Source organism: Kumtagia ephedrae, assembly GCF_003012745.1.
Lineage (GTDB): Bacteria > Pseudomonadota > Alphaproteobacteria > Rhizobiales > Rhizobiaceae > Kumtagia > Kumtagia ephedrae.
The window spans coordinates 71357-93620 of record NZ_PXYK01000007.1 but is presented as its reverse complement, the minus strand read 5'-3'; the positions used below and the strand labels follow the sequence as shown (position 1 = coordinate 93620).

Sequence of the window (22264 nt, the reverse complement as noted above, 5' to 3'; positions counted from 1 at the left end):
CGGTTCTTGATCAGCCATTCTATAGTTCGATCGGATTGCTGGCACCACAAGTTTGGTTCCCGCCGAAAAGCGGTGCATGATAATCGAGCGTCATCCTTTCCACTCCGCCCCGCGCCAACAGGATCGTCATGACCGCGCTCGACGTGCTCCGCAGCCATATCCGCGAAAACTACCTTCCCGACGAGGACGAGGCGCTGGCTCGGCTGGTGGAACTCGCCGGTCTGACGCCCGAGCAGCGCAAGGCGATTTCCACGCGCGCCGCCGAGTTGGTGTGCGCCGTGCGCGCCTCCTCCGATCCCCGGCTGATGGAGGTTTTTCTGTCGGCCTACGGTCTCTCCACCAAGGAGGGTGTGGCGCTGATGTGCCTGGCGGAGGCGCTGCTGCGGGTGCCCGACACGCAGACCATGGACGACCTCATCCAGGACAAGATCGCACCGCACGACTGGTCGGCGCATTCGGGGAAATCGAGCTCGATCTTCGTCAACGCCTCGACCTGGGCGCTGATGCTGACCGGCCGGGTGCTCGACGAAAGCGAGGACGACGGCATCGCCGGCACGCTGCGCTCGATGGTGCGCAGGCTGGGCGAGCCCGTCATCCGCCGCGCCGTGTCGGCCGCCATGCGCGAGATGGGCGAGCAGTTCGTGCTCGGCCGCACCATCGACGAAGCGGTGCGGCGCGGCGGCGACACGATGGAGAAGGGTTATCTCTATTCCTACGACATGCTGGGCGAGGCCGCGCGGACGGAAGCCGACGCGCTGCGCTACCTTAAGGCCTATGCCGATGCGATCTCGTCGCTCAACAGCGGCACCAATGCCCCGGAGATCCGCTACAATCCCGGCATCTCGGTAAAACTCTCGGCCATCCATCCGCGCTACGAGCAGGCGCAGCGCGAGACCATGCTGCCCGTCATGAGCGAACGGCTGCTGTCGCTGGCGCTGGCCGCGGCCCATGCGAGGATGGGGCTCAACATCGACGCCGAGGAAGCCGATCGGCTCGACCTCTCGCTCGACGTGATCGAGCGGGTGCTCGCCGATCCGCGGCTGGCGGAGTGGGACGGGTTCGGCGTCGTGGTGCAGGCCTACGGGCCGCGCGCGGCTTTCGTCATCGACTGGCTGTACGCGCTTGCGCAAAGGCTCGACCGCACCATCATGGTGCGGCTGGTCAAGGGGGCCTACTGGGACACCGAGATCAAGCGGGCGCAGGTTCTGGGGCTCTCCGGCTATCCGGTGTTCACGCGGAAGGTGAACACCGACGTTTCCTACATCGCCTGCGCCAAAAAGCTGCTGGGCATGACCGACCGCATCTACCCGCAGTTCGCCACGCACAACGCGCACACCGTCGCGGCCATCCTGCGCATGGCGCCGGACCGTGAAAGATTCGAGTTCCAGCGGCTGCACGGCATGGGCGAGGCGCTGCACGAGACCGTGCGCAAGGCGGAAGGCACGCGCTGCCGCATCTATGCGCCGGTCGGCGCGCATTCCGACCTGCTCGCCTATCTGGTGCGCCGGCTCTTGGAAAACGGCGCCAACTCCTCCTTCGTGCACCAGGTGACCGACGAGGATGTGCCGCCGGAGGAGATCGCGCGCGATCCGTTCGCCGTGGTGGAGAGCCAAGGCCCGGCCGCCAATCCGGCGATCGCAAAACCGGCTGACATCTTCGGTGGCGGGCGGCGCAATTCGCGGGGTTTCGACATATCCGATCCGGACACTCTGGCCCGTATCGAGGACGCCAGAAGCGCCTTCGCCGGAGCCGAGCGCTGGTCGGCCGGTCCGGCGCCGCGCGCCGCCGGCTACGGCACCAAGCGGCCGGTGCTGAACCCGGCAAGGCCGGCCGAGACGGTCGGCACGGTTGTCGAGGCCGGCGCGAAACAGGTCGCGGCGGCGGTGCGTATCGCCGTGGAGGCACAGCCCGCCTGGGCGAAGCGGCCGGTCCGCGAACGCGCGGAGATGCTTCGCCGCGCCGCCGATCTCTACGAGGAGAACGCCGCCGAGTTCTTCGCGCTGTGCACGCGCGAGGCCGGCAAGACGCTGGCCGACGGCGTGGCCGAGCTTCGCGAGGCGGTCGATTTTCTGCGCTACTACGCCGGCGAGGCGGCGAAGGTAGAGCCCGGCACCGAGGCGAGGGGAGTGATCGCCTGCATCTCGCCCTGGAATTTTCCGCTGGCGATCTTTTCCGGGCAGATTGCCGCGGCCCTGGCGACCGGCAATGCGGTGGTCGCAAAACCGGCCGAGCAGACGCCGCTGATCGCGGCGCGCGCGGTCGAACTGCTGCACCGGGCCGGCGTACCGGCCGACGTGCTGCATCTCCTGCCCGGCGACGGGCCGTCCGTCGGTGCGCCGCTGACCGCCGATCCGCGCATCGCCGGCGTCTGCTTCACCGGCTCCACCGAGGTGGCGAAGCTGATCGAGAAACAGCTCGCCGAGACGGCGGCGCCCGACGCCATGCTGATCGCCGAGACCGGCGGGCTCAATGCCATGATCGTCGATTCCACCGCGCTGCCGGAGCAGGCGGTGCGCGACATCCTCGCCTCCGCCTTCCAGAGCGCCGGCCAGCGCTGCTCGGCGCTGCGCATCCTCTACGTGCAGAAGGACGTCGAGAAGAAGGTTTTGGAGATGCTGGAGGGCGCGCTCAAGGCGCTCACCGTCGGCGACCCCTGGAAAATCGCCACCGATGTCGGGCCCGTCATCGACGACGAGGCGCGCGAGGCGATCCTCGGCTATTGTGCTGACATGGAGCGGCAGGGCCGGCTGGTCGCAAAACTCGACGCGCCGGCGGAAGGGCGTTTCGTCGCGCCGCACATCTTCCGTGTGTCCGGCATCGAGGAGATGCGCAAGGAGATCTTTGGGCCGGTGCTGCATGTCGCCAGTTTTGGGGCCGACGACATCGACGACGTCATCTTAACCATCAACCGCAAGGGTTACGGCCTGACCTTCGGCCTGCACACGCGCATCGAGGTGCGCGTCCAGCACATCGTCGATGGCGTGCATGCCGGCAATATCTACGTCAACCGCAACCAGATCGGCGCGGTGGTCGGCTTGCAGCCTTTCGGCGGCGAGGGGCTTTCGGGTACAGGGCCGAAGGCCGGCGGGCCGCATTATCTCCGTCGTTTCCGCAAATCGGCGGGAGCAGGCACCGAACTCGGCGACGGCCGCAAGGTGACGGCGACCGAACTGGCCGACGCGCTCTCCGATCCGGCCGACTGGTCGATGCGCACCGACCGGGTGCCGGTGCTGCGCAAGCTGCTGCGCGGCAGGGGTGCGGAGGCGATCGCCGCGGCCGCCGCGACGGATTTCGGCCCGGTCGACCTGCCGGGACCGACCGGCGAGGCCAACACGCTGACGCTGCATCCGCGCGGAAAGGTGCTCTGCCTCGGCCCGGACGGCGACACGCTGCTCGCCCAGACGATCCAGGCGCTCGCCGCCGGCAATGCGGTGCTGGCCGTGGCGCCGGGCGCGCCGGCGGCGTTGCAGCCGCTGACCGGAAAGGGCCTGCCGCTGGCGGTGGTCGACGGACGGCCGGATCCGGTCGAGGCCCGTTCGCTCGGTGTGGACGCAGTGGCGTTTTCAGGCACGCCGGAGGCGATGCGGGTCGTGCGTCGCGTGCTGGCCGACCATCCCGGTCCGATCGTGCCTTTGATCAGCGAGGTGCTGAACCCGGCCGCCTATGCGCATGAACGCTCGGTCTGCGTCGATACGACGGCGGCGGGCGGCAACGCCAGCCTGCTGGCCGGCGCGGGGTGAGGGCGCTTCGGATGTCGGCTCATCCGTGATAGAGATTGTCGAACGGCTGCATGTATGTTCGGAGCCGGAAGGTCCCGAGGAGCGTTGGATGGAGTCTTTTGACCGCATCACCCTGGAGCCCGGAAAGATGGGCGGTCGCCCCTGCATTCGTGGCATGCGGGTAACGGTTGGGATGATTGTCGCGCAGATCGGCGCCGGTCACAGCGTTGACGACGTCCTTGCCGATTTTCCCTATCTTGAGCGCGAAGACGTCATGCAGGCGCTCCGCTATGCGGCCTGGCGCGCCGACGAGAGGGAAGTCGTGCTGGCCGGTGAATGAGAATTCTCATTGACATGAACCTGTCCCCGGCATGGATCGGCAGGCTTGTTGTCGCCGGCTTCGAGGCGGCACATTGGTCGACCATCGGCGCGGCCAATGCTTCCGACAAAGAGATCATGAAACATGCGAAGGTTGAGGGCTACATCGTGCTGACGCACGATCTCGACTTCAGCTCGATCCTTGCCGCGACCAATGGCGGGAAGCCGAGCGTCATTCAGGTTCGTTCCGACGATGTCAGCCCCGATGCAATCGGCGAGCCGGTGATCAGGGCTCTACATCAGATGGCGACGGAACTGGAGGCCGGCGCGCTGTTGTCGATTGACCCGGTGCGGGTGCGTATACGACTGCTGCCGCTGCGGCGATAACGCCGCAGCGTCGGAAAAGCTGCGTTGCCTTCCGGACTTCTCCTCCCAAGCAGCGAGGAGGCGCGCCTGAGCGTCAGGCCCCCTCGACCACCGAAAAACCCTCGAACTGCGGATGGCCGAGATAGAGCGGCTTGTTGTCGCCGGCGTTGCGGTGGGCGGCGCGGAAATTCTCCGACTTGGTCCAGGCGACGAAATCGTCCTGGCTCGCCCACACCGTGTGCGAGGCGAACAGCGTATAACCTTCCTCCTCGTTCACCGGGCCGCGCAGCAGGTGGAACTGCTTGAACCCCTTCATTTCGGAGAGCTTGGAATCGCGGCCCTTCCAGACGTTCTCGAAGGCTTCCTCCGAGCCCTTCTGCACCTTGAAGCGGTTCATTGCGATGAACATGGCATTTCCTTTCCGTGATTCCTCATCGGGCCGATTTCGAGCGGCCGTGTCTCCTGGCTTCCGCTGACCGCGGCGCAAAACGCACGACGCCCTCAGGCAACTGCGCGCCCGCACTCCGGTTCGGATGCGACCCGGCCTGGATATGCGGGTCGGCGCGATGAAGCGCAAGCTCCTTGATCGCCGGATCGGCCGCGGATTTCGCGCGGGCCTCGAGCAGGTAGACGAGGTGCGGGTGCAGGCCGTCGCCGCGTCCGGCGATCAGCTTGTGGAGGGGTAGAAGGTTCAAGATCGTTGCTCCTGCCGGGCCGCGCCGGGCTGAAAAGAGGGGAGGGCAGGCCGAAGCCCGCCCTCCGGGCAGGGTTGGGAGGCCGCGAGACGCGGAACCGTCGCACGGCCGGTTGAAGCGCGGCTCACAGGCCGAAGGCAATCTGCGATTTGCCGCTCGGCTGCAGCTGCCGCATGCAGGCGGCCGGGTCGACGCCGCCGCCTGCGCAGTCGACGGCGCGGTTGACCAGCACGCGGGTGATCTTGGCGCAGTCGAGCGGCAGGTCGAAGCGCGTCACCTTGGTCTTGCCGGACGGCAGGTCCTTGAAGTCGAGCACGGTCAGCGTGTCGACCACGCCGACATCGTTGAACAGCGCGATCTCGAAGGCGGCCTTCGACAGGTCCGCGCCGAGCCCGTTGGCGACGACGAAGGTCAGCCGGCAGCCTTTTTGCGACGGCTGCGCGGCATTGAGCTCGAGCGACAGGGTTTTGGCCGCGGCCTCCGCCGGCTTCGGCGCGGCCTCCTGGGCATTGGCCGCGCCCGCCCCAGCAGCGAGCGCTACGGCCGGGAGAAGGCGCGCCAGGCGCAAAAGATCGGGTTTTCGCAAGTCAGCCTCCAAAGCGCATGGTCGCCGCCAGCTTCAGCGACACGCCCGGCTCGTAAAGCGTGGCCGTGGTCGTGCCGTTGAGCGGGTTCACATATTTGACGTCGAAGATGTTGTCGGCGCGGAAATCGAGCCGGAAGTCTTCGCTCGCCTGGTAGCTGGCGAAGGCGTTGACCAGCGTAAAGTCGTCGGCGACCGGGTTTCCCTTCGGTGCGGCGTTGTACTGCACCTCGCCGCCCACCGTCAGCTTGTCCTCGAGGAAGCGGAAGCCGAGCTGCGCCGTCACCTGCGACGACGGGATGGTGGCGAGATCCTCGCGCACGCCGGCATAGGAGACGGTGTGCCCGTCGATGATCGAGGCGCTCAAGCCGGCAAACCCCCAGCCGGCGTCGTAGACGGCCTCGAACTCGAAACCCTTGATCTTGGCGTTGGCGTAGTTCTGGTACTGGAAGCATGTCGGAACGTAGTAGCCACCCGGAACCCAGACCGGGGGAAGACCGGGAATGAACGGACAGCCCGGGTCACCCGCGCTAAGTTCCGTGCCTCCGATATAGTCGTCGATGTCATTGTTGAAGTAGGCCGCCTTGATGCGCAGGCTGTCGCCGGCCTGGATCACGCTGTCCTGCGCGTAGTTGATGCCGGCTTCCCAGGTCTTGCCGGTCTCCGGCTTCAGGTCCGGATTGGGCAGGAAGGGGAACACCACGCCGTTCGGATGAAGGCCGCTGATCAGCGTCTCGGAGAGCGACGGCGAGCGATAGCCCTCGGCATAGGTGCCGTAGACCTGCAGTCCCTCCAGGCCGATGTTCTGGAACGGCGAAACGCCGACGGTGATGCGCGGCGATAGCCGGTCGCCTGAGACTTCGCCTTCGTCGCTGTCCAGCTTGTAGCTGTCGTAGCGGAGCCCGCCGATGACCTCCAGCCACTCCCAGGTGAACTTCTCCTGGATATAGGCGCCGGACACGCGCCGCTTGCCGGACGGGGTGTAGATGTCGCTGCCGCCCTCCGGGCTGGAGGTGACGACATCGTCGGTGACCCAGTCGCCGCCATAAGTCAGCTCGTGCGACACCGCGCCAGTGTCGAAGCGCGAGGTGTTCCAGACGTCGATGCTGTAGGTGTCGAGATCGTAGCCGGTTTTCGAGCCGGCCGGGACGACGATCGGCAGGCCGGTCACCGAGCTGTATCGTGTCACGTCGCGGTTGTAGGTCTGGTCGAGCGAGGCGATGTTGGCCGAGGCGTTGATGTGCAGGTCGAGCCAGCTCTTGTCGTCGTCGGTAATGTTGTAGCGGCCGGTGAAGGTGTTCTGGCGGGTGTCGACGTCGTAATTCTCGCCTCCCTCCGACCAGCTGTCGTTGGCGCCGATCCAGCCGAGCTTCAACTCGCTGTTGTCGGTCGGCTTCAGCGTGCTCTTCAGCATGCCGCTCAGCACATCGAAGCCGGTGCCGTCGACCGTGTCGCCGTCGCCGTCCTTGTAGTCGCCGAAGTCGCGCCAGACGATGTTGCCGAGGATGTCGGCCGAATCGCTGATGCGGTAGGCGGCGGTGCCGCTGGTGGTCCAGCCCTCGCCGTTGCTGTCGAAGCGACCGGTGGTCGAGGCGCCCCACGTCTCGCCGGGCCGCAGGAAGTCTTCGGCGTCCTTGGTCTCGTAAAAGACCACACCGCCGATCGCGCCTGAGCCATATGTGTTGGAGACGGGGCCGCGAATCACGTCCACCTGCTTGATCAGTTCGGGGTCGATGAAGAAGACCGACTGTGTGCCGTGGCCGGTGCGCTGAAAATTCTGGCGCGCGCCGTCGACGATGACGGCAACGCGGCCGAAATCCTGCAGGCCGCGAATGTTGATGCTGGTCGCCGCGCGCTTGGCGTCGGTCTGCGCCGCCACGCCGGGGATGCCGAACAGGGCGTCGCCGGGCGTCACCGCCATGCGCCGCTCGAGCTGCTCCTGGTCGACATGGCTGACCGAGCCAAGCGTGTCGATCGCCGATTCGCCGGTGCGGCTGACCACCGTGATCTGGTCCAGCACGGTCGCACCCTGGTCCGTGCGCTGCTCGTTTCCTTCCCGCGCCGCCTGCTCAGCGGGCAGTTGTTCCGTCGCGGCCTGATCCTGCGCGTAGGCCGGCGCGCCGATCGGCGCCAGCGCGGCGACGCTCGCCAAAAATCCGATTCTTCCTGAAAGCGCCGATCCGCAGGCCTTGCCCGACCTCGATCCCCTGGTCTCTTCAGACCGCCCGTGCCCCATGTCCCTGCTCCATGCCAAATGGGAATGCGGGCTGGCTCGTGGCTGGCTGGCATCATTTTCTGATCCGATATAATCTTGACTCGAATTATCCGGTATTGCACTCCCTATAAAACCTGATATTTTAAGTCAAGATAACAGGGCGGCCTTCGGGCTACCGGGCCGGGGCGGTACCGCGGCGAGACCGAGAGGGTCGATTGAGATGAACACGCACAATCCGAATGGCTTCTTCCATCGCGCGCGTCCTTACGCCGGCGAGGCGCTGCATCGGCCCGAGTTCAAACGCCCCGCTGCCGTGCGCACCCTGACCAGCCAGTCGCTGTTCCAGGGCGAGCACGAGATCGGCATCGACCACGCCGGATCGCTCTACCGGCTGAAGATCACCCGCCAGGGCAAGCTGATCCTCAACAAGTGATGCAGCCCGTGAGTGCAGAGCAAGTGAAGCCCGCGCCGGAGCAGATCCGGCGCGAGCGCGCCGACAATCCCAAGATGCGCGAGCGCGATCTCGCGGCCAAGCTCGGCATTTCCGAGGCCGAGCTGGTCGCGGCGCATTGCGGCGAAAGCGCGCTGCGCATCGAGCCGCGCGTCAACGACCTGCTTGCCGGGCTCGAAGCCGTCGGCGAGGTGATGGCGCTGACCCGCAACGACAGCGCCGTGCATGAGAAGATCGGCGTCTACGACAAGGTGGTGACCGGCGAGCACAGCGCCATGGTGCTGGGTGCCGACATCGACCTGCGCATCTTCCCGAAAGTGTGGGCGCACGGCTTCGCCGTGGAGAAGCGCGACGGCGAGGATATCCGCCGCAGCCTGCAGTTCTTCGATGCGACCGGCGAAGCGGTGCACAAGGTGCATCTGCGGGCCGGCTCGAACCTCTATGCCTATCAGAAGCTGGTGGCTTCGCTCGAGGCGGCGGACCAGTCGCCGGTCGTCGCGGTGCGGGCCGACCTGCGGGCGGTCGAGACCGACGACGAATCGGTGTCGCCGGAGATGCTGCGCGAGCGCTGGACAAAACTCACCGACACGCACCAGTTCTTCGGCATGCTGCGCACGCTGAAGATCAGCCGCCGGCGCGCCATGCATTTGGCCGGGCCGGAGTTCGCATGGCAGCTCGATTCCACGGCGGTGTCGGGGTTGATGAACGGGGCGGCCGAGAGCGGCCAGCCGATCATGTGCTTCGTCGGCAGCCGCGGCTGCATCCAGATCCATTCCGGGCCGATCCGCTCGGTGGCGCCGATGGGCCCGTGGATCAACGTCTTCGACGAGACGTTCCACCTGCATCTGCGTCTCGACCATATCCACGAGACCTGGGCGGTGCGCAAGCCGACCAAGGACGGTCACGTGACCTCGGTCGAGGCCTATGACGCCGCCGGCCAACTGGTGATACAGTTCTTCGGCAAGCGCCATGAAGGCGAGGGCGAGCGCGGGGACTGGCGGTCCCTCGCCGAGCGCCTGCCGCGCATCCCCTGTTCGACCGCCGCGTGAAAGTTCGGAAATGAAAATAGCTGGTTTCGGCGGTTCGTCGCTGCGCGCGGTTTTTGCAACCGCGCTTTTTCTGTTTTCGGCCACCGGGCCGTCGCATGCCGTCGAAGGCGTCGAGGTCTTCCCGGACCCGTCGCGGATCGTTGCCGTCGGCGGCTCGATCACCGAAATCGTTTATGCGCTGGGCGAGGAAAAACGGCTCGTCGCCCGCGATTCGACCAGCGTCTATCCGCGCGAAGCCTTCAGCCTGCCGGATGTCGGCTACATGCGCGCGCTGTCGCCGGAAGGCGTGCTGTCGGTGAAGCCGACGGGCATCCTGGCACTCAAGGGCAGCGGCCCGCGGGAAGCCGTCGACGTGCTCAAGAAAACCAGCATCCCCTATATCGAGGTACCCGACGACTTCGAACATGAAGGCATCCTCGACAAGATCAGGATCGTCGGCAAGGCGATCGGCGCCGACGAGAAGGCGGAAAAGCTCGCCGAAAAGGTCGATGCCGACATGAAGGCGGCCGAAGCGCTGACCGCCGGCATCGGCGAGCGCAAGCGGGTGCTGTTCGTGCTCGGACTGCAGGACGGCAAGATCCTCGGCTCGGGCAGCGACACGGCTGCCGACGGCATCATCGAGCTTGCCGGCGGCGTCAACGCCATCCAGGGTTTCGCCGGCTACCGGCCGCTGGCAGACGAGGCGATCATCACCGCCAAGCCCGACCTCATCCTGATGATGGACCGCGGCGAGGGCGACCACGAGGCCGTCGAGGCGCAACTCCTGGCGCTGCCGGCCATCCTCTCGACGCCGGCCGGAGAGCAGAAGCGCCTGGTCCGTATGGGCGGCGCCTTCCTGCTCGGCTTTGGCCCCCGCACCGCCGACGCCGTCCGTGCCCTTGCCGGCGAGCTTTACGGCGACACGATCAAGCAGTAGGCCTGCCGATGTCCATTCAATCGGTGGTGGCGCCGGCAACGATGCATTCCGGACAGATCGCGGGCGACAGGTCGGGCCGGGCCAGGCTCGTCATCGGCGCCCTGTGCGTGGTGCTTGCGCTGACGGCTGCCTTCGGCGTCTCGTCCGGCGCCTCGGATGCATCCGCGTTCGCGGTGCTGAAGGGCTGGCTGCTGCCGGCCGGGGCAGGGGAGGCGGTGCTCTCCGAGCGCGACCGCATCATCATCTACGACATCCGCATGCCGCGTGTGGTCATGGGCATGCTGGTCGGCGCGGCGCTCGCCGTCTCCGGCGCTGTCATGCAGGGCCTGTTCCGCAATCCGCTCGCCGATCCGGCGATCGTCGGCGTCTCGGCCGGCGCCGGCCTTGGCGCCGTCTCGGTCATCGTGCTCGGCGGCACCCTGCTGGCGCCGCTCACCGCCGTCCTCGGCATCTATGCGCTGCCGCTCGCCGCCTTTGCCGGCGGGCTGGCGGTGACGCTCACCCTCTACCGCGTCGCCACCCGGCGCGGTCAGACCTCGATCGCCACCATGCTGCTTGCCGGCATCGCCATCGGCGCCATGGCGGTGGCACTGACCGGCCTGCTGATCTTCGTCGCCGACGACCGGCAGCTGCGCGACTTCACCTTCTGGTCGCTCGGCTCGCTGGCCGGCGCAACCTGGAGCAAGGTGTTTGCCGTCGGCCCGATCGTGGTCGCCGTGCTCGCGGTATCGCCATTCCTGGCGCGTGGGCTGAACGCCATGGCGCTGGGCGAGGCGACCGCCGCGCATCTCGGCGTGCCGGTGCAGCGGCTGAAGCATGTGGCGATCCTGCTGGTCTCGGCCGGCACGGGCGCGGCGGTGGCCGTCAGCGGCGGCATCGCCTTCGTCGGCATCGTCGTGCCGCATCTGCTGAGATTGCTGATCGGGCCGGACAACCGCTACCTCTTGCCCTGCGCGGCCCTGCTCGGCGCCAGCCTGCTTTTGATCGCCGACGCCGTCAGCCGCACCATCGTAGCGCCGGCCGAACTGCCGATCGGCATCCTAACCGCCGCCGCCGGCGGCCCGTTCTTCCTGTGGATACTGCTGCGGCGGCGCGGCATCCTCGACCTGTAGGGTGCCGGCGATGATTGAAGCGAGCACTGTCGGCGTCTCGATCGGCGATCGACGGATTGTCGAGGACGTTGTGTTCACGGCCTCGGCGGGCGAGATCACGGCGATCGTCGGGCCGAACGGGTCGGGCAAGACGACCTTCTTGCGGGCGCTCACCGGCGACCTGCCTTATCGCGGCCGCATCACGCTCAACGGCCGCGAGGTCGCGGCGATGCGGCCGCCCGAGGCGGCCGGCATGCGTGCCGTGCTGCCGCAGGCGACGCAGCTTTCCTTTCCGTTCACGGTGCGCGAGGTGGTGAAGCTCGGGCTGATGGGCGGGCGCTCCGGCGCGCTCGCCGGCGAGGCGGAGCGGCTGCCGGAACGCGCCCTGGCGAAGGTCGATCTCGACGGTTTTGGCGGGCGCTTCTACCAGGAGCTTTCCGGCGGCGAGCAGCAGCGCGTCCAGCTGGCGCGCGTGCTCTGTCAGGTGTGGGCACCGGTGCTGGAAGGGCGGCCGCGTTATCTCTTCCTCGACGAGCCGGTATCCAGCCTCGACATCAAGCACCAGCTCGTCATCATGGACATTGCCCGCGATTATGCGCGCCGCGGCGGCGGCGTGGTGGCGATCCTGCACGACCTCAACCTGACGGCCATGTATGCCGACAGGGTCGCCGTCATGAGCCATGGCCGCATAGCCGCCGCCGGCACGCCGCGCGACGTGCTTGAGGACAGGCTGATCGCAAAGGTGTTCGACTGCGAGCTCAAGGTGGGGGTGCTGCCGGCGGGCGGCGTGCCCTTCGTGCTGCCGCAGTCGGTGGCGGCGCGTCTGTAGGAAATGTCTCCCGAAAGCGGGTAGCGATTTCGGAAGAATATGCGCAACATCAAGGCCTTACAGCACGTTGCGTGAGTCCTTCCTCACGCGACGTGCTGTAAGCGGAATGCCTGTCAGGCCGCCGGCGCGCGCGCGGAGGCGAGGGCCTCTATGCCGAGCAAGGTGCGGACGTCCTTGCGGGACGCCACCAGATCCTCGATCGTGTAGCGCTCCAGCACGGCGAAGAAGGCGTTGAGCGCCTCGCGCAGCGCCGCGTTCAGCGAGCAGCTGTCGACCAGGGGGCATTCGGCCGCGTCGTTCTCGAAACACTCCGCCATGGCGAAGCTCTCTTCGGTGACGCGCACGACGTCGAACAGGTTGATCTTGTCGGCCGGCCGGCCGAGGCGGACGCCGCCGTTGCGGCCGCGTACGGTCTGCACGAGGCCGTTCTCGACCAGCGGCTGCAGGATCTTGAACAGGAACAGCTCGGATACCGAATACGCCTCGGCGATCTCGGGAATCCGGCTCAGCCGTCCGTCATTGGCCGCGCAATACATCAAAATGCGCATGGCGTAGTTGGTCTGTCGGGTCAGCCGCATGGTGGTTCCTCCGCGGACAGAGTCTTTTGGTAAGCCGGAATATGGACCATAGTTTGGAATAATTCCAGACACGAGAATCTATTTCCTGAATTTTCCTGTCATGTTTTGCGAACATGTCGCAGGCAGGCGCCTTGCAATCGATGCTGCGGCGCACAATATCCGCGCGGGAGTCGTCAACTCACGGGGAGGAACCCATGAGGGCTACGACATGACACCAGTCAGCAAGCGCCCGATTCCGGGCGTGATCCGGCAGCTTCGACCGTCCGACCTGCCGCGATTCCGCGATCATCTGCTGCGGCTCGATTCGTCGAGCCGGCACGACCGCTTCAACGGCGGCATCGGCGATGCCTTCGTCGCCGCCTATGCCGAGCGCAGCTTTGCGCGCGGCACGACGGTGATCGGTTATCTGGAAGGCGACGAGATCCGCGGCGCCGCAGAGATCCACGAATGCGCCGGCCACGACGAGCCGACGGCCGAGATCGCCTTCAGCGTCGAGCCGCAGCTGCAGGGCCGCGGCATCGGCGCGCTGCTGTTCGAACGGCTGCTGGCGCACGCCCGCGCCATGGGCTACCGGCATCTGCGGGTGACCACGCATCCGGGCAACGACCGGATGCGCCGGCTGGCGCGCAAGTTCCAGGCGCGGCTGAGTTTCCAGGCCGGCGAGGCGGTCGGCGTCATCGCGCTCGATCCGCTGCCGCCGGTTCCGGAGACGCGCGGCCAGCCGTGGTGGCCGCTGCGCATGCTCGGCTTCGGCCGTGGCGCACCGGTCGCTTCGACGCGTGCGATCGGCAGGTAGCGGCACTGCTGTTCGCGGCGACCGATCCTGTGATTTGACGCGCCGTGCCCGGCGCCTATCCTCCTTGTGCAAGCAAGGAGGAAGTCATGGTCAACAAACCCGACAGCGAATCCTTCCTGGACCTGTTCAACAGCTTCGGCCGCGACATGAAGGTGCCGAAGATGGACATCGAGGCGGTCCTCGAGCACCACCGCAAGAACCTGGAGGCGTTGCAGAAGTCGGCTTCGGCATCGGCCACGGGCGCTTCCACCATCCTCGCCAGGCAGCGCGAGGCGCTGCACAGGCAGTTGGAGGAGATCGCCGACCTCGCCCGCAGCTACAACACCATGCCCGGTGCCGGCGAGGCCATGTCGAAGCATGCCGAGTTCGCCCGCCGCTCCTTCGAGGCCGCAGTGAGGAATGCCAGCGAGGTGGCGCAGATCGCGCAGAAATCGGGCGCCGAATCGCTGGAGATTTTGCGCGCCCGCATCCGCGCTTCGATGGAGGAGATCCGCGAAGGCTACGACAGGCGCAAGTAGCGGCGCCGGCTGCCGCGCCGGCAATCGCCCGGTGGCGCCGGCCTCCCGTCTTGCGCTTCCGGCACCGCCGGCTAAGTAGTTTCATATCGTATCGAGCAAGGGGGACGCGATGCCGCGGGAGGTAGCGCCGACATTCGACGAACTGCGCGGATTGATTGGGCAGGAACTCGCCGTGTCGGACTGGGTGACGGTCGACCAGGCGCGGATCGACCAGTTCGCCGAATGCACCGGCGACCGGCAGTGGATCCATGTCGATGTCGAGCTGGCGCGGCGCAGGAGCCCGCTGCGCACCACGATCGCCCATGGCTACCTGTCGCTTTCGCTGATCGGCTCCTTCATCCAGGAGATGCGCATCCTGCCGGAGAACACGCAGGGCGCCTTCAACTACGGCATCGACCACGTCCGCTTCACCGCACCGGTGCGCTCCGGCGCCCGCGTGCGGCTGCGCACGACGCTCCTGTCGATGGAAGATAGAGGTCCCGGCCAATATCTGATGAAGGCGTCCAACACGATGGAGATCGAAGGGGAGGACAGGCCGGCGCTGGTGGCCCACACGCTGGTGATGCTCTACGAGCGGCGCAGGCGCGGGGCATAGCCTCGCGCGGTGGTCATGCACCCGGCGCTTGCTCGCGCCGGCGAACCATCTCGGCGATCCAGGCCGGCGCGTAGGGTGGCGTGCAGCCGGGTGACGCGGGGTAGTCGATGTGCACGGCCAGCCGCTCGCCGATCGCTATCGCCCGCCTGCGAAATTCCGGATGATGGATGCCGATCTCTGCGAGGCAATGGTTCATCGTCCACTGCTTGCGGTCCGGAGCCTGCTTCAGCTCCCTCTCGATCTGGTCGAGCAATGCATCGAGGTCGAGACCGTCTGCGTTCTTGACGACCCGGTCCGTCGTCAGGCTCCAGCCGGCGCGGCCGACGAGATCGTCCTCGTCCTTCCAGACCGGGCGGAGCTCTTCTGCGTGGCGGCCCGGCTTCACCACGTTGACGATGAACCAGTCGAGGAGTTTTGGAGAGCGGATGTCACGGACCATCGCATCGAGCTCGGCCGCGGAAAAAGCCTTCGGCCTGCATATGAGCGTCGCGAGAAGGCGCGCTGCGGTGCCGCCCGTTGCCCAGAGCTGAAGCGCGAGCTCATGCTGCGTCTTCAGTCGCTTGGCGAGCGTGCGAAGGTGGGTGAGGTTCACGCCGTGATCGTCGCCGCGGCGTTCGTTGGCCTCGCGCATCTTCGGGTCTTCGAGCGTTGCGAGCTCGCGCAGGATTTCCTCGATCGGCATGCTCGTCGACATGGTGCCTCCTCCATCCGGCGCTCCTTCACCGGTGCTGTTCCAAGGTTCGCTCTCCGCCAGCCCATCATAGCGCATGACCGATCCACTTCCATGCTTGAAGTCGTGCCAGAACTTCTGACAGGGTGTGTCCGGCCGGCGGTGTCGGGAGCTGCCGGCCGAGGAGGAGGCCCGGTCCGCGAGGAGGGCCGGGAGGGAGTTGCGCCATGAGCCAGAGCAGCGAAGCGACCCGCTTCCTGATCATCGACGATCACCCGCTGTTCCGCGAGGCGCTGCACAGCGCCGTGCGCATGGCTTACCCCGACGTGGACACGGTGGAGGCCAAGTCGATCGCCGAGGCGCTGGACAAGCTGTCCGGTCCGTTGCCTTTCGACCTCGCGCTGCTCGATCTCAGCATGCCGGACGTGCATGGTTTCGAGGGACTGTTGCAGATGCGCACCCGCCACCCGCGCCTGCCGATCGTCGTGGTGTCGGCGCATGAGGAACCCAGGATCATCTCGGAGGCATTGTCCTACGGTGCGGCCGGCTTCATCCCGAAATCGGCGCGCAAGGACGATCTGGCGGCCGCCATCCGCTCGGTCATGGAGGGCGCCGTTTATGTCCCGGAGAACTACAGCGCTCGACAGGCCGAACCGGACACCGCCGACCGCGCCGACATGGTGCGCCGGCTGGCGACGCTGACCCCGCAGCAACTGCGCGTCCTGCAGATGCTGCGACAGGGGCTGCTCAACAAGCAGATCGCCTATGAGCTGCAGGTCGGCGAGACTACGGTGAAGGCGCACGTCTCGGAGATCCTGCGCAAGCTCAACGTCTACAGCCGCACCCAGGCGGTGATCGAGGTGTCGAAGCTGGACAACGCGGATCTGTTTAGGGAGCAGGGATTCTGAGCGGACAGAAGAGAGCGAATAGCGAATAGGGAGTAGCGAATAGGGAGTACCCCGGTATCTGCTTCTATCGCTATTCGCTATTCGCTATTCGCTATTCGCTATTCGCTATTCGCTCATCTCACGCCAGCAAATGCGCCAGCAGCGCCCTGAGCTCCGCCGGCTTGACGGGCTTGCGCATCAGTTCGATCGCCGCGGCGCGCGTTGTCTTTGCCAGCATGGGGGAGGGGTCGCCGGTTACGATGAGTGCTGGCACCGGACGGCCGAGATAGGCACGCACGGCGGCGACGGTCTCGGTGCCGAGATCGCCATCCGCCAGATGCTGGTCGGCGATGATCACGTCCGGCAGCCAGTCGGTGTCGCCGAGCGCGCGGATCGCCTCGCCCGAGGATGCGGCGGCCCGCACCGCGCATTGCCAATGCGCCAGCAGCGCGACCATCGCGGCGGAAACGGCGTCGTCGTCCTCGATCAGCAGCACCTTCGTGCCGAACAGGCCGTAGCCGCGCGGCCGCGCCGGCGAGGTGGCCGAGTGCAGGCCAAGACGCCGCGGCGAGACGGCCGGCACGTCGAGCCGGAAGACGGTGCCGCGTCCGACCACCGAGGAGACGGCGATGCGATGCCCGAGCGTGTCGGCCATGCGGCGCACGATCGACAGCCCGAGCCCGAGCCCGGCGCCGGCGGCGTCGCTTTCGACCGCGCCGGCGCCGCGGTGGAACTCCTCGAACACCGCCTCCTGCTGGTCTTCGGCGATGCCGCAGCCGGTGTCGACGACTTCGATGCGGATCGTCGCGCCGCGGCGGCGCGCCCCGACCAGCACGCCGCCTGAGCGTGTGTAGCGCATGGCGTTGGAGACGATGTTCTGCAGGATGCGCCTGAGCATGGTGCGGTCGGAGCGGACGACCGCATTGCCGGCGCGGAAGCGGAAGCTCAGCCCCTTCTGTTCGGCGAGCGGCTGGAAATCCGACTTGAGCGAGGCAAACAGCGGCTCCAGCGCGACCTCGGTGACGTCGGGCCGCACCACGCCGGCGTCCAGCCGCGAGATGTCGAGAAGTGTCTGCAGCAGGTTGCCGATGGTGGCGAGCGAGCGCTCGACCTGGCCGACCAGCCGGCGCCCTTCCTCGCTGGTCTGCACTTCGGCCAGCGCCGAGACGGAGAGATGCGCGGCGTTGAGCGGCTGCAGCACGTCGTGACTGGCGGCGGCAAGAAAGCGCGTCTTCGACAGGTTGGCCTGCTCGGCCGCCTCCTTGGCGGAATAGAGGTCGATGTTCGACTGCTCCAGCCGCCTGAGCGTCGAGCGCAGCTCCTCGGTGCGGCTGCGAACCCGGTTCTCCAGGTTGATCGCCGTCTGGAACAGCGTGAAGGCGTTGCCCTGCTGGTCCATCGAGCGTTCGACGCGCGAGATCAGCGCGGCGTTGATCTTCCTCAGCCGCTCGACGTCGGTGATGTCGCGGACCGGCATCGTCACTCCGCCGCTTGCTGCCGGCCGAAGGCGATGCCGGTCAGCGTCTGGTTGAGATGCATGGTGCGGTACTGCTCGCCGTAGGTACCGAAGCCGACGACGTTGTTGGTCCGGTAGAGGTCGGAGATGTCGCGCAGCACCTGGCGGTTGCGTGCGTCGAGCCGGCGCAGCACACAATCGAAGCCGAGTATCACGTCGATGCCGCCGACCTTCTCGGCGACTTCCTGAAGGGCGGCGCGCGTTGATTCGACCATGCCGGTCGGCTGCGCGATCGACAGCACCACGCCGTCGTCGATGGCGCAGAAGAAGGACAGCGAGCCGTCGGGATTGAGCTTCTGGATGGAGCGGCAGTAGTACTCGCCGCCGACCCGCACCACCACCGGATGCGAGGCGAAGCTGAAGGGGGTGAGCGCGTCGGGCAGGATACCGACGGCCAGCGCGAACTCCTCCGCCGCCACCGCGGCGTTGAACTCGTGGACGATCCGGCGGTCGGGGTCGGAGGCGGTGACCACCAGCTTCTCGTCGGTTGGAACGAAGTTTTCGGTCTTGAACACCTGGAACGGCACGTCGGTCCGGACCAGGATCACCACCGCGCAATCCGTGTCGACGGCGCCGTCGCTCAGCAGCGTCGTCGTCTCGAAATGCAGGTCGTCGCCGGCCGATCCGCCGATCAGCGGGATGTCGTCGAGGCCCCAGTGGATCGCCGAGGTCACCGATTCCTCGGCGAAGGACAGCCCGTCGATCAGGCAGAGCGCGAAGGCGCCCGCCGAGGAGGAATCGCCGGCATGGGCGGCGAGCGTGCGCCTGAGCGTGCCGACGTCGGCGGCGATCCTGTCCATGCCGCAGCCCGACAGGTTGCGGATCATGGCGCTGACGATGGTGAAGCGGCGCGCCGGGAAGAGAATGGCCAGCATCTGCCCTTCCTCCAGCCCGAACGGCGTGATCTCGCCGGCGGTCGAGCAGCCGGCATGCCGCAGTCCCGGCGCGTGCCGGGCGATCGCCGCGGAAAGATCGCGGGCCGCGACGAGCTCCTGCGAGAAGAAGAACAGGGCGAAGCCGGCGTCGATCGCCGCGGCCTCCCGGGCCACGCTTGCCGCGAAGACATCGGCATCGCGCCGCTCGGTGCTGAGCACCGTCAGGCCGCAGCCATAGGTCATCTTCGATGTGACTGGCGCCAATTCCTCCGGCCTTCCGCCGCCGACCGCAACTGCCGTGCCCACGCACGATGACGTGATGCATTCTTGTCCGCGCGACGCTCTTTTGCAATGCTGGGCGGCGAAGCGGCTGGCCTTTAGTACAATATACGCTTTCGGGGGCCGGCTGCATTCTCGCCATATCGGCTGCCGGCTGCGCGCCGGGGAGCCACCGCGATCGACGAACAGGGGGTGCCCGGAGTGCCCTGAAAAATACCTACCGAGGGAGGCAGGCAGAATGTCGGACGTTTCTCTAACCGTGAACGGGCGCCAGGTGAACGCAGCGGTCGAGGACCGCACGCTCCTGGTGCATTTTCTCCGCGAGCATCTCGGGCTCACCGGAACGCATGTGGGCTGCGACACCTCGCAATGCGGCGCCTGCGTCGTGCATGTCGACGGCAAGGCGGTGAAGTCCTGCACCATGCTCGCCGCCCAGGCCTCCGGCTCCACCGTGGTCACCATCGAAGGGCTCTCCGACGGCACCGGCCTGCACCCGGTGCAGGCCGCCTTCAAGGAGAATCACGGATTGCAGTGCGGCTTCTGCACGCCGGGCATGATCATGGCGGCGACCGACATGATCAACCGTCACCCGGAAGGCCTCGACGAGGCGACCGTGCGGGCCGAGCTGGAAGGCAATATCTGCCGCTGCACCGGCTACCACAACATCGTCAAGTCGATCCTGGCGGCCTCGCAGGCGATGGCCAAGGGCAAGGGCAGGGCGAAGGCGGCATAGGGAACAGAGCGAATAGGGAGTAGCGAATAGGGTTTTTTCCCTCTATCGCATCTGCTTTTCCGCTACTCGCTACTCGCTATTCCCTATTCGCTCGCGAAATTCGGGAGGAAACCATCCAATGGGCATCGAGGGAATCGGCGCACGCGTTGCGCGCAAGGAGGACAGGCGCTTCATCACCGGCGCCGGCCGCTATGTAGACGACATGGTCGTGCCCGGCATGAAGCACGCGGCATTTGTGCGCAGCCCGCACGCCCATGCCGACATCAAGAAGATCGACGTGTCCAGGGCCAAGGCGATGCCGGGCGTCATCGGCGTGTTGACCGGCAAGGAGCTCAAGGCGGACGGCATCGGCAATTTGATCTGCGGCTGGATGATCCATTCCAAGGACGGCACGCCGATGAAGATGGGCGCATGGTCGCCGCTGGCAGTCGGCTCGGTGCGCTATGTCGGCGACGCGGTGGCGATCGTGGTGGCCGAGACCAAGGGCCAGGCGCGCGACGCGGCCGAGGCCGTCGATGTCACCTACAAGGAGAAAAAGGCGGTAACCGAGGCGGTCGACGCGCTGAAGAAGGGCGCGCCGCAGATCCATCCCGAGGCCGAGGGCAATCTGATCTTCGACTGGGAGATCGGCGATGCCAAGGCGGCGGACGCGGCCATCGCCTCGGCCGCGCATGTGACACGGGTGAAGATCCACAACAACCGGCTGGTGCCCAACGCCATGGAGCCGCGCGCAGCGCTCGGCCACTATGACCGCGGCGAGGACCATTACACCTGCTGGACCACCTCGCAGAACCCGCATGTGGCGCGCCTCGTCATGAGCGCCTTCTACAATGTCGCGCCGGAGAACAAGCTGCGCGTCATCGCGCCGGACGTCGGCGGCGGCTTCGGCTCCAAGATCTACATCTATCCGGAAGAGATCGTCTGCCTGTGGGCGTCGAAGAAGACCGGCGTGCCGGTGAAATGGGTGGCCGACCGCACCGAGAGCTTTTTGACCGACGCGCATGGCCGCGACCATGTGTCGGAAGTCGAGATGGCCTTCGACAAGGACAACCGCATTACCGGGCTCAAGGTCGACACGATCGCCAATCTCGGCGCCTACATGTCGCTGTTCTCGTCCTGCGTGCCGACCTATCTCTACGCCACGCTGCTGTCGGGCCAGTACGACATCCCGGCCATCCACGCCAATGTGCGCACGGTCTACACCAACACCGCGCCAGTCGACGCCTATCGTGGGGCAGGGCGGCCGGAGGCGACCTACCTGCTTGAGCGCACCATGGAGATCGCCGCGCGCGAGCTCGGCGTGTCGCCGGCCGAGCTGCGCCGCAAGAACTTCATCACCCAGTTCCCGCACCAGACGCCGGTGATCATGAACTACGACGCCGGCGACTATGCCGCCTCGCTGGACGCCGCGATGCAGGCGGCCGACTATGCCGGCTTCGAGAAGCGCCGGGCGGCGGCGAAGAAGCGCGGCAGGCTGCGCGGCATCGGCATGGCCAGTTACATCGAGGCTTGCGGCATCGCGCCGTCGGCGGCGGTCGGTTCGCTGGGGGCTGGCGTCGGACTCTGGGAATCAGCGGAAGTGCGCGTCAACGCCGTCGGCACCATCGAGGTGCTGACCGGTTCGCACAGCCACGGCCAGGGCCACGAGACCACCTTCGCGCAACTGGTCGCGGACCGGTTCGGCCTGCCGCTCGACAGCATCAACATCGTGCATGGCGACACCGACAAGGTGCAGATGGGCATGGGTACCTACGGCTCGCGCTCCGGCGCGGTCGGCATGTCGGCGATCGTCAAGGCGCTCGACAAGGTCGAGGCCAAGGCCAAGAAGATCGCCGCGCATCTGATGGAGGCCGACGAGGGCGACATCGTCATCGAGAACGGCGCGCTCAAGGTCGCCGGCACCGACAAGACGGTGCCGTGGTTCCAGCTGGCGCTCGCCGCCTACACCGCCCACAATTTGCCGGCCGGCATGGAGCCGGGCCTGAAGGAAGGCGCCTTCTACGATCCGTCCAACTTCACCTTCCCGGCGGGCTGCTACATCTGCGAGGTCGAGATCGATCCCGAAACGGGCCGCACCGACATCGTCCAGTTCGTCGCGGCCGACGATTTCGGCAACATCATCAATCCGATGATCGTCGAAGGCCAGGTGCATGGCGGCATCGCCCAGGGCGTCGGCCAGGCGCTGCTGGAAGGCGCCTACTACGATGGCAGCGGGCAATTGCTGACGGCGAGCTACATGGACTACACCATGCCGCGCGCCGACGACCTGCCGTCCTTCAAGGTGTCGACCTCGAACACGCCGTGCCCGAGCAATCCGCTCGGCATCAAGGGCTGCGGCGAGGCCGGCGCCATCGGTTCGCCGCCGGCGGTCATCAACGCCATCACCGACGCGCTCGGCACCGAGAACCTGACCATGCCGGCGACGCCGCAGAAGGTGTGGGCGGCGGCGCGCGCGGCGACGAGGCATTGAGAGAAGAAGCGAATAGCGAATAGGGAGTAGCGAATAGGGAAAGAAGGCGCTGGCGTTATAGGTTCAACTCCCTATTCGCTACTCCCTATTCCCTATTCGCTCTCTCCCGAAGGGA

The 22264-nt window shown here is 66.7% G+C and carries 22 protein-coding genes; 14 read left to right on the top strand and 8 right to left on the bottom strand.

Features of this window, described 5'->3' with window-relative positions:
- Window positions 1-128 precede the first annotated feature (128 nt).
- From putA to C7I84_RS09200, 3 genes are all read left to right on the top strand, one after another.
- Window positions 129-3740, top strand: coding sequence for a bifunctional proline dehydrogenase/L-glutamate gamma-semialdehyde dehydrogenase PutA (putA, locus tag C7I84_RS09210; protein ID WP_106771878.1), 3612 nt, complete (start codon window positions 129-131; stop codon window positions 3738-3740).
- 88 nt (window positions 3741-3828) lie between these two features.
- A complete protein-coding gene (locus C7I84_RS09205; RefSeq protein ID WP_106771877.1) occupies window positions 3829-4059 on the top strand; it encodes a DUF433 domain-containing protein in 231 nt (76 codons plus the stop codon).
- A gap of 14 nt (window positions 4060-4073) precedes the next feature.
- Complete coding sequence (locus C7I84_RS09200; RefSeq protein ID WP_207770985.1) at window positions 4074-4424, top strand: DUF5615 family PIN-like protein; 351 nt, start codon at window positions 4074-4076, stop codon at window positions 4422-4424.
- A 73-nt stretch (window positions 4425-4497) separates the two neighbouring features.
- On the opposite strand, the gene hmuQ is transcribed toward C7I84_RS09200, so the two are convergent.
- The 4 genes from hmuQ to C7I84_RS09185 form a co-directional block, all read right to left on the bottom strand.
- Complete coding sequence (gene hmuQ / locus C7I84_RS09195) at window positions 4498-4812, bottom strand: heme-degrading protein HmuQ (protein ID WP_106771875.1); 315 nt, start codon at window positions 4810-4812, stop codon at window positions 4498-4500.
- A 22-nt stretch (window positions 4813-4834) separates the two neighbouring features.
- A complete protein-coding gene (locus C7I84_RS29660; protein WP_133170077.1) occupies window positions 4835-5098 on the bottom strand; it encodes a hypothetical protein in 264 nt (87 codons plus the stop codon).
- Between the two features lie 124 nt (window positions 5099-5222).
- A complete protein-coding gene (locus C7I84_RS09190; protein ID WP_106771874.1) occupies window positions 5223-5666 on the bottom strand; it encodes a hypothetical protein in 444 nt (147 codons plus the stop codon).
- 19 nt (window positions 5667-5685) lie between these two features.
- A complete protein-coding gene (locus C7I84_RS09185; protein WP_106771873.1) occupies window positions 5686-7917 on the bottom strand; it encodes a TonB-dependent hemoglobin/transferrin/lactoferrin family receptor in 2232 nt (743 codons plus the stop codon).
- Window positions 7918-8116: 199 nt separating this feature from the next.
- Here C7I84_RS09185 and hemP point away from each other — a divergent pair, with 199 nt between their 5' ends.
- Genes hemP through C7I84_RS09160 form a run of 5 tightly spaced genes read left to right on the top strand, consistent with a single transcriptional unit; the run spans window position 8117 to window position 12232 of the window.
- Entirely contained in the window at window positions 8117-8329 is a 213-nt protein-coding gene (gene hemP / locus C7I84_RS09180; protein WP_106771872.1) for a hemin uptake protein HemP, read from the top strand.
- 8 nt (window positions 8330-8337) lie between these two features.
- Window positions 8338-9396 (top strand): hemin-degrading factor, encoded by a 1059-nt coding sequence (locus tag C7I84_RS09175; protein ID WP_245428369.1) that lies wholly within the window; start codon window positions 8338-8340, stop codon window positions 9394-9396.
- Between the two features lie 10 nt (window positions 9397-9406).
- The gene (locus tag C7I84_RS09170) at window positions 9407-10312 is read left to right on the top strand and encodes a heme/hemin ABC transporter substrate-binding protein (protein ID WP_106771871.1); all 906 of its coding nucleotides are present in this window, start codon (window positions 9407-9409) and stop codon (window positions 10310-10312) included.
- Between the two features lie 8 nt (window positions 10313-10320).
- Entirely contained in the window at window positions 10321-11424 is a 1104-nt protein-coding gene (locus C7I84_RS09165; RefSeq protein ID WP_106771870.1) for a FecCD family ABC transporter permease, read from the top strand.
- Window positions 11425-11434: 10 nt separating this feature from the next.
- Complete coding sequence (locus tag C7I84_RS09160; RefSeq protein ID WP_106772012.1) at window positions 11435-12232, top strand: heme ABC transporter ATP-binding protein; 798 nt, start codon at window positions 11435-11437, stop codon at window positions 12230-12232.
- 113 nt (window positions 12233-12345) lie between these two features.
- On the opposite strand, the gene rirA is transcribed toward C7I84_RS09160, so the two are convergent.
- Window positions 12346-12810 (bottom strand): iron-responsive transcriptional regulator RirA, encoded by a 465-nt coding sequence (rirA, locus tag C7I84_RS09155; protein WP_106771869.1) that lies wholly within the window; start codon window positions 12808-12810, stop codon window positions 12346-12348.
- Between the two features lie 208 nt (window positions 12811-13018).
- Between rirA and C7I84_RS09150 the strand changes: the two genes are divergently transcribed.
- From C7I84_RS09150 to C7I84_RS09140, 3 genes are all read left to right on the top strand, one after another.
- On the top strand, window positions 13019-13606 hold the full coding sequence (locus tag C7I84_RS09150) for a GNAT family N-acetyltransferase (protein ID WP_106771868.1): 588 nt from the start codon (window positions 13019-13021) through the stop codon (window positions 13604-13606).
- A gap of 86 nt (window positions 13607-13692) precedes the next feature.
- Window positions 13693-14124 carry a phasin family protein gene (locus C7I84_RS09145; protein ID WP_106771867.1) on the top strand — a complete coding sequence of 144 codons (432 nt, stop codon included), beginning with the start codon at window positions 13693-13695 and terminating at the stop codon, window positions 14122-14124.
- Between the two features lie 109 nt (window positions 14125-14233).
- Window positions 14234-14719, top strand: a complete 486-nt coding sequence (locus C7I84_RS09140) for a MaoC family dehydratase (RefSeq protein WP_106771866.1) — start codon at window positions 14234-14236, stop codon at window positions 14717-14719.
- A 13-nt stretch (window positions 14720-14732) separates the two neighbouring features.
- Here the strand turns inward: C7I84_RS09140 and C7I84_RS09135 are convergent, their stop codons facing one another.
- Complete coding sequence (locus tag C7I84_RS09135) at window positions 14733-15413, bottom strand: DNA alkylation repair protein (protein ID WP_207770983.1); 681 nt, start codon at window positions 15411-15413, stop codon at window positions 14733-14735.
- Between the two features lie 203 nt (window positions 15414-15616).
- On the opposite strand from C7I84_RS09135, the gene C7I84_RS09130 reads away from it, so the two are divergent.
- Entirely contained in the window at window positions 15617-16297 is a 681-nt protein-coding gene (locus C7I84_RS09130) for a response regulator (RefSeq protein ID WP_106771865.1), read from the top strand.
- A 118-nt stretch (window positions 16298-16415) separates the two neighbouring features.
- Here C7I84_RS09130 and C7I84_RS09125 read toward each other — a convergent pair whose 3' ends face one another.
- Entirely contained in the window at window positions 16416-17753 is a 1338-nt protein-coding gene (locus tag C7I84_RS09125) for an ATP-binding response regulator (protein WP_106771864.1), read from the bottom strand.
- Window positions 17754-17755: 2 nt separating this feature from the next.
- Window positions 17756-18910, bottom strand: a complete 1155-nt coding sequence (locus tag C7I84_RS09120) for an FIST N-terminal domain-containing protein (protein WP_106771863.1) — start codon at window positions 18908-18910, stop codon at window positions 17756-17758.
- A gap of 274 nt (window positions 18911-19184) precedes the next feature.
- On the opposite strand from C7I84_RS09120, the gene C7I84_RS09115 reads away from it, so the two are divergent.
- Window positions 19185-19679 (top strand): (2Fe-2S)-binding protein, encoded by a 495-nt coding sequence (locus C7I84_RS09115; RefSeq protein WP_106771862.1) that lies wholly within the window; start codon window positions 19185-19187, stop codon window positions 19677-19679.
- 118 nt (window positions 19680-19797) lie between these two features.
- Window positions 19798-22149, top strand: coding sequence for a xanthine dehydrogenase family protein molybdopterin-binding subunit (locus C7I84_RS09110; RefSeq protein WP_106771861.1), 2352 nt, complete (start codon window positions 19798-19800; stop codon window positions 22147-22149).
- Window positions 22150-22264: the final 115 nt, after the last annotated feature.

Excerpts from the sequence above, each read along its gene's own strand:
- putA (WP_106771878.1), top strand. The coding sequence starts at position 129 with ATGACCGCGCTCGACGTGCTCCGCAGCCATATCCGCGAAAACTACCTT.
- C7I84_RS09205 (WP_106771877.1), top strand. The coding sequence starts at position 3,829 with ATGGAGTCTTTTGACCGCATCACCCTGGAGCCCGGAAAGATGGGCGGT.
- C7I84_RS09200 (WP_207770985.1), top strand. The coding sequence starts at position 4,074 with ATGAACCTGTCCCCGGCATGGATCGGCAGGCTTGTTGTCGCCGGCTTC.
- hmuQ (WP_106771875.1), bottom strand. The coding sequence starts at position 4,812 with ATGTTCATCGCAATGAACCGCTTCAAGGTGCAGAAGGGCTCGGAGGAA.
- C7I84_RS09185 (WP_106771873.1), bottom strand. The coding sequence starts at position 7,917 with ATGGGGCACGGGCGGTCTGAAGAGACCAGGGGATCGAGGTCGGGCAAG.
- hemP (WP_106771872.1), top strand. The coding sequence starts at position 8,117 with ATGAACACGCACAATCCGAATGGCTTCTTCCATCGCGCGCGTCCTTAC.
- C7I84_RS09170 (WP_106771871.1), top strand. The coding sequence starts at position 9,407 with ATGAAAATAGCTGGTTTCGGCGGTTCGTCGCTGCGCGCGGTTTTTGCA.
- C7I84_RS09165 (WP_106771870.1), top strand. The coding sequence starts at position 10,321 with ATGTCCATTCAATCGGTGGTGGCGCCGGCAACGATGCATTCCGGACAG.
- C7I84_RS09160 (WP_106772012.1), top strand. The coding sequence starts at position 11,435 with ATGATTGAAGCGAGCACTGTCGGCGTCTCGATCGGCGATCGACGGATT.
- rirA (WP_106771869.1), bottom strand. The coding sequence starts at position 12,810 with ATGCGGCTGACCCGACAGACCAACTACGCCATGCGCATTTTGATGTAT.
- C7I84_RS09150 (WP_106771868.1), top strand. The coding sequence starts at position 13,019 with ATGACACCAGTCAGCAAGCGCCCGATTCCGGGCGTGATCCGGCAGCTT.
- C7I84_RS09145 (WP_106771867.1), top strand. The coding sequence starts at position 13,693 with ATGGTCAACAAACCCGACAGCGAATCCTTCCTGGACCTGTTCAACAGC.
- C7I84_RS09140 (WP_106771866.1), top strand. The coding sequence starts at position 14,234 with ATGCCGCGGGAGGTAGCGCCGACATTCGACGAACTGCGCGGATTGATT.
- C7I84_RS09135 (WP_207770983.1), bottom strand. The coding sequence starts at position 15,413 with ATGTCGACGAGCATGCCGATCGAGGAAATCCTGCGCGAGCTCGCAACG.
- C7I84_RS09130 (WP_106771865.1), top strand. The coding sequence starts at position 15,617 with ATGAGCCAGAGCAGCGAAGCGACCCGCTTCCTGATCATCGACGATCAC.
- C7I84_RS09125 (WP_106771864.1), bottom strand. The coding sequence starts at position 17,753 with ATGCCGGTCCGCGACATCACCGACGTCGAGCGGCTGAGGAAGATCAAC.
- C7I84_RS09120 (WP_106771863.1), bottom strand. The coding sequence starts at position 18,910 with ATGACCTATGGCTGCGGCCTGACGGTGCTCAGCACCGAGCGGCGCGAT.
- C7I84_RS09115 (WP_106771862.1), top strand. The coding sequence starts at position 19,185 with ATGTCGGACGTTTCTCTAACCGTGAACGGGCGCCAGGTGAACGCAGCG.
- C7I84_RS09110 (WP_106771861.1), top strand. The coding sequence starts at position 19,798 with ATGGGCATCGAGGGAATCGGCGCACGCGTTGCGCGCAAGGAGGACAGG.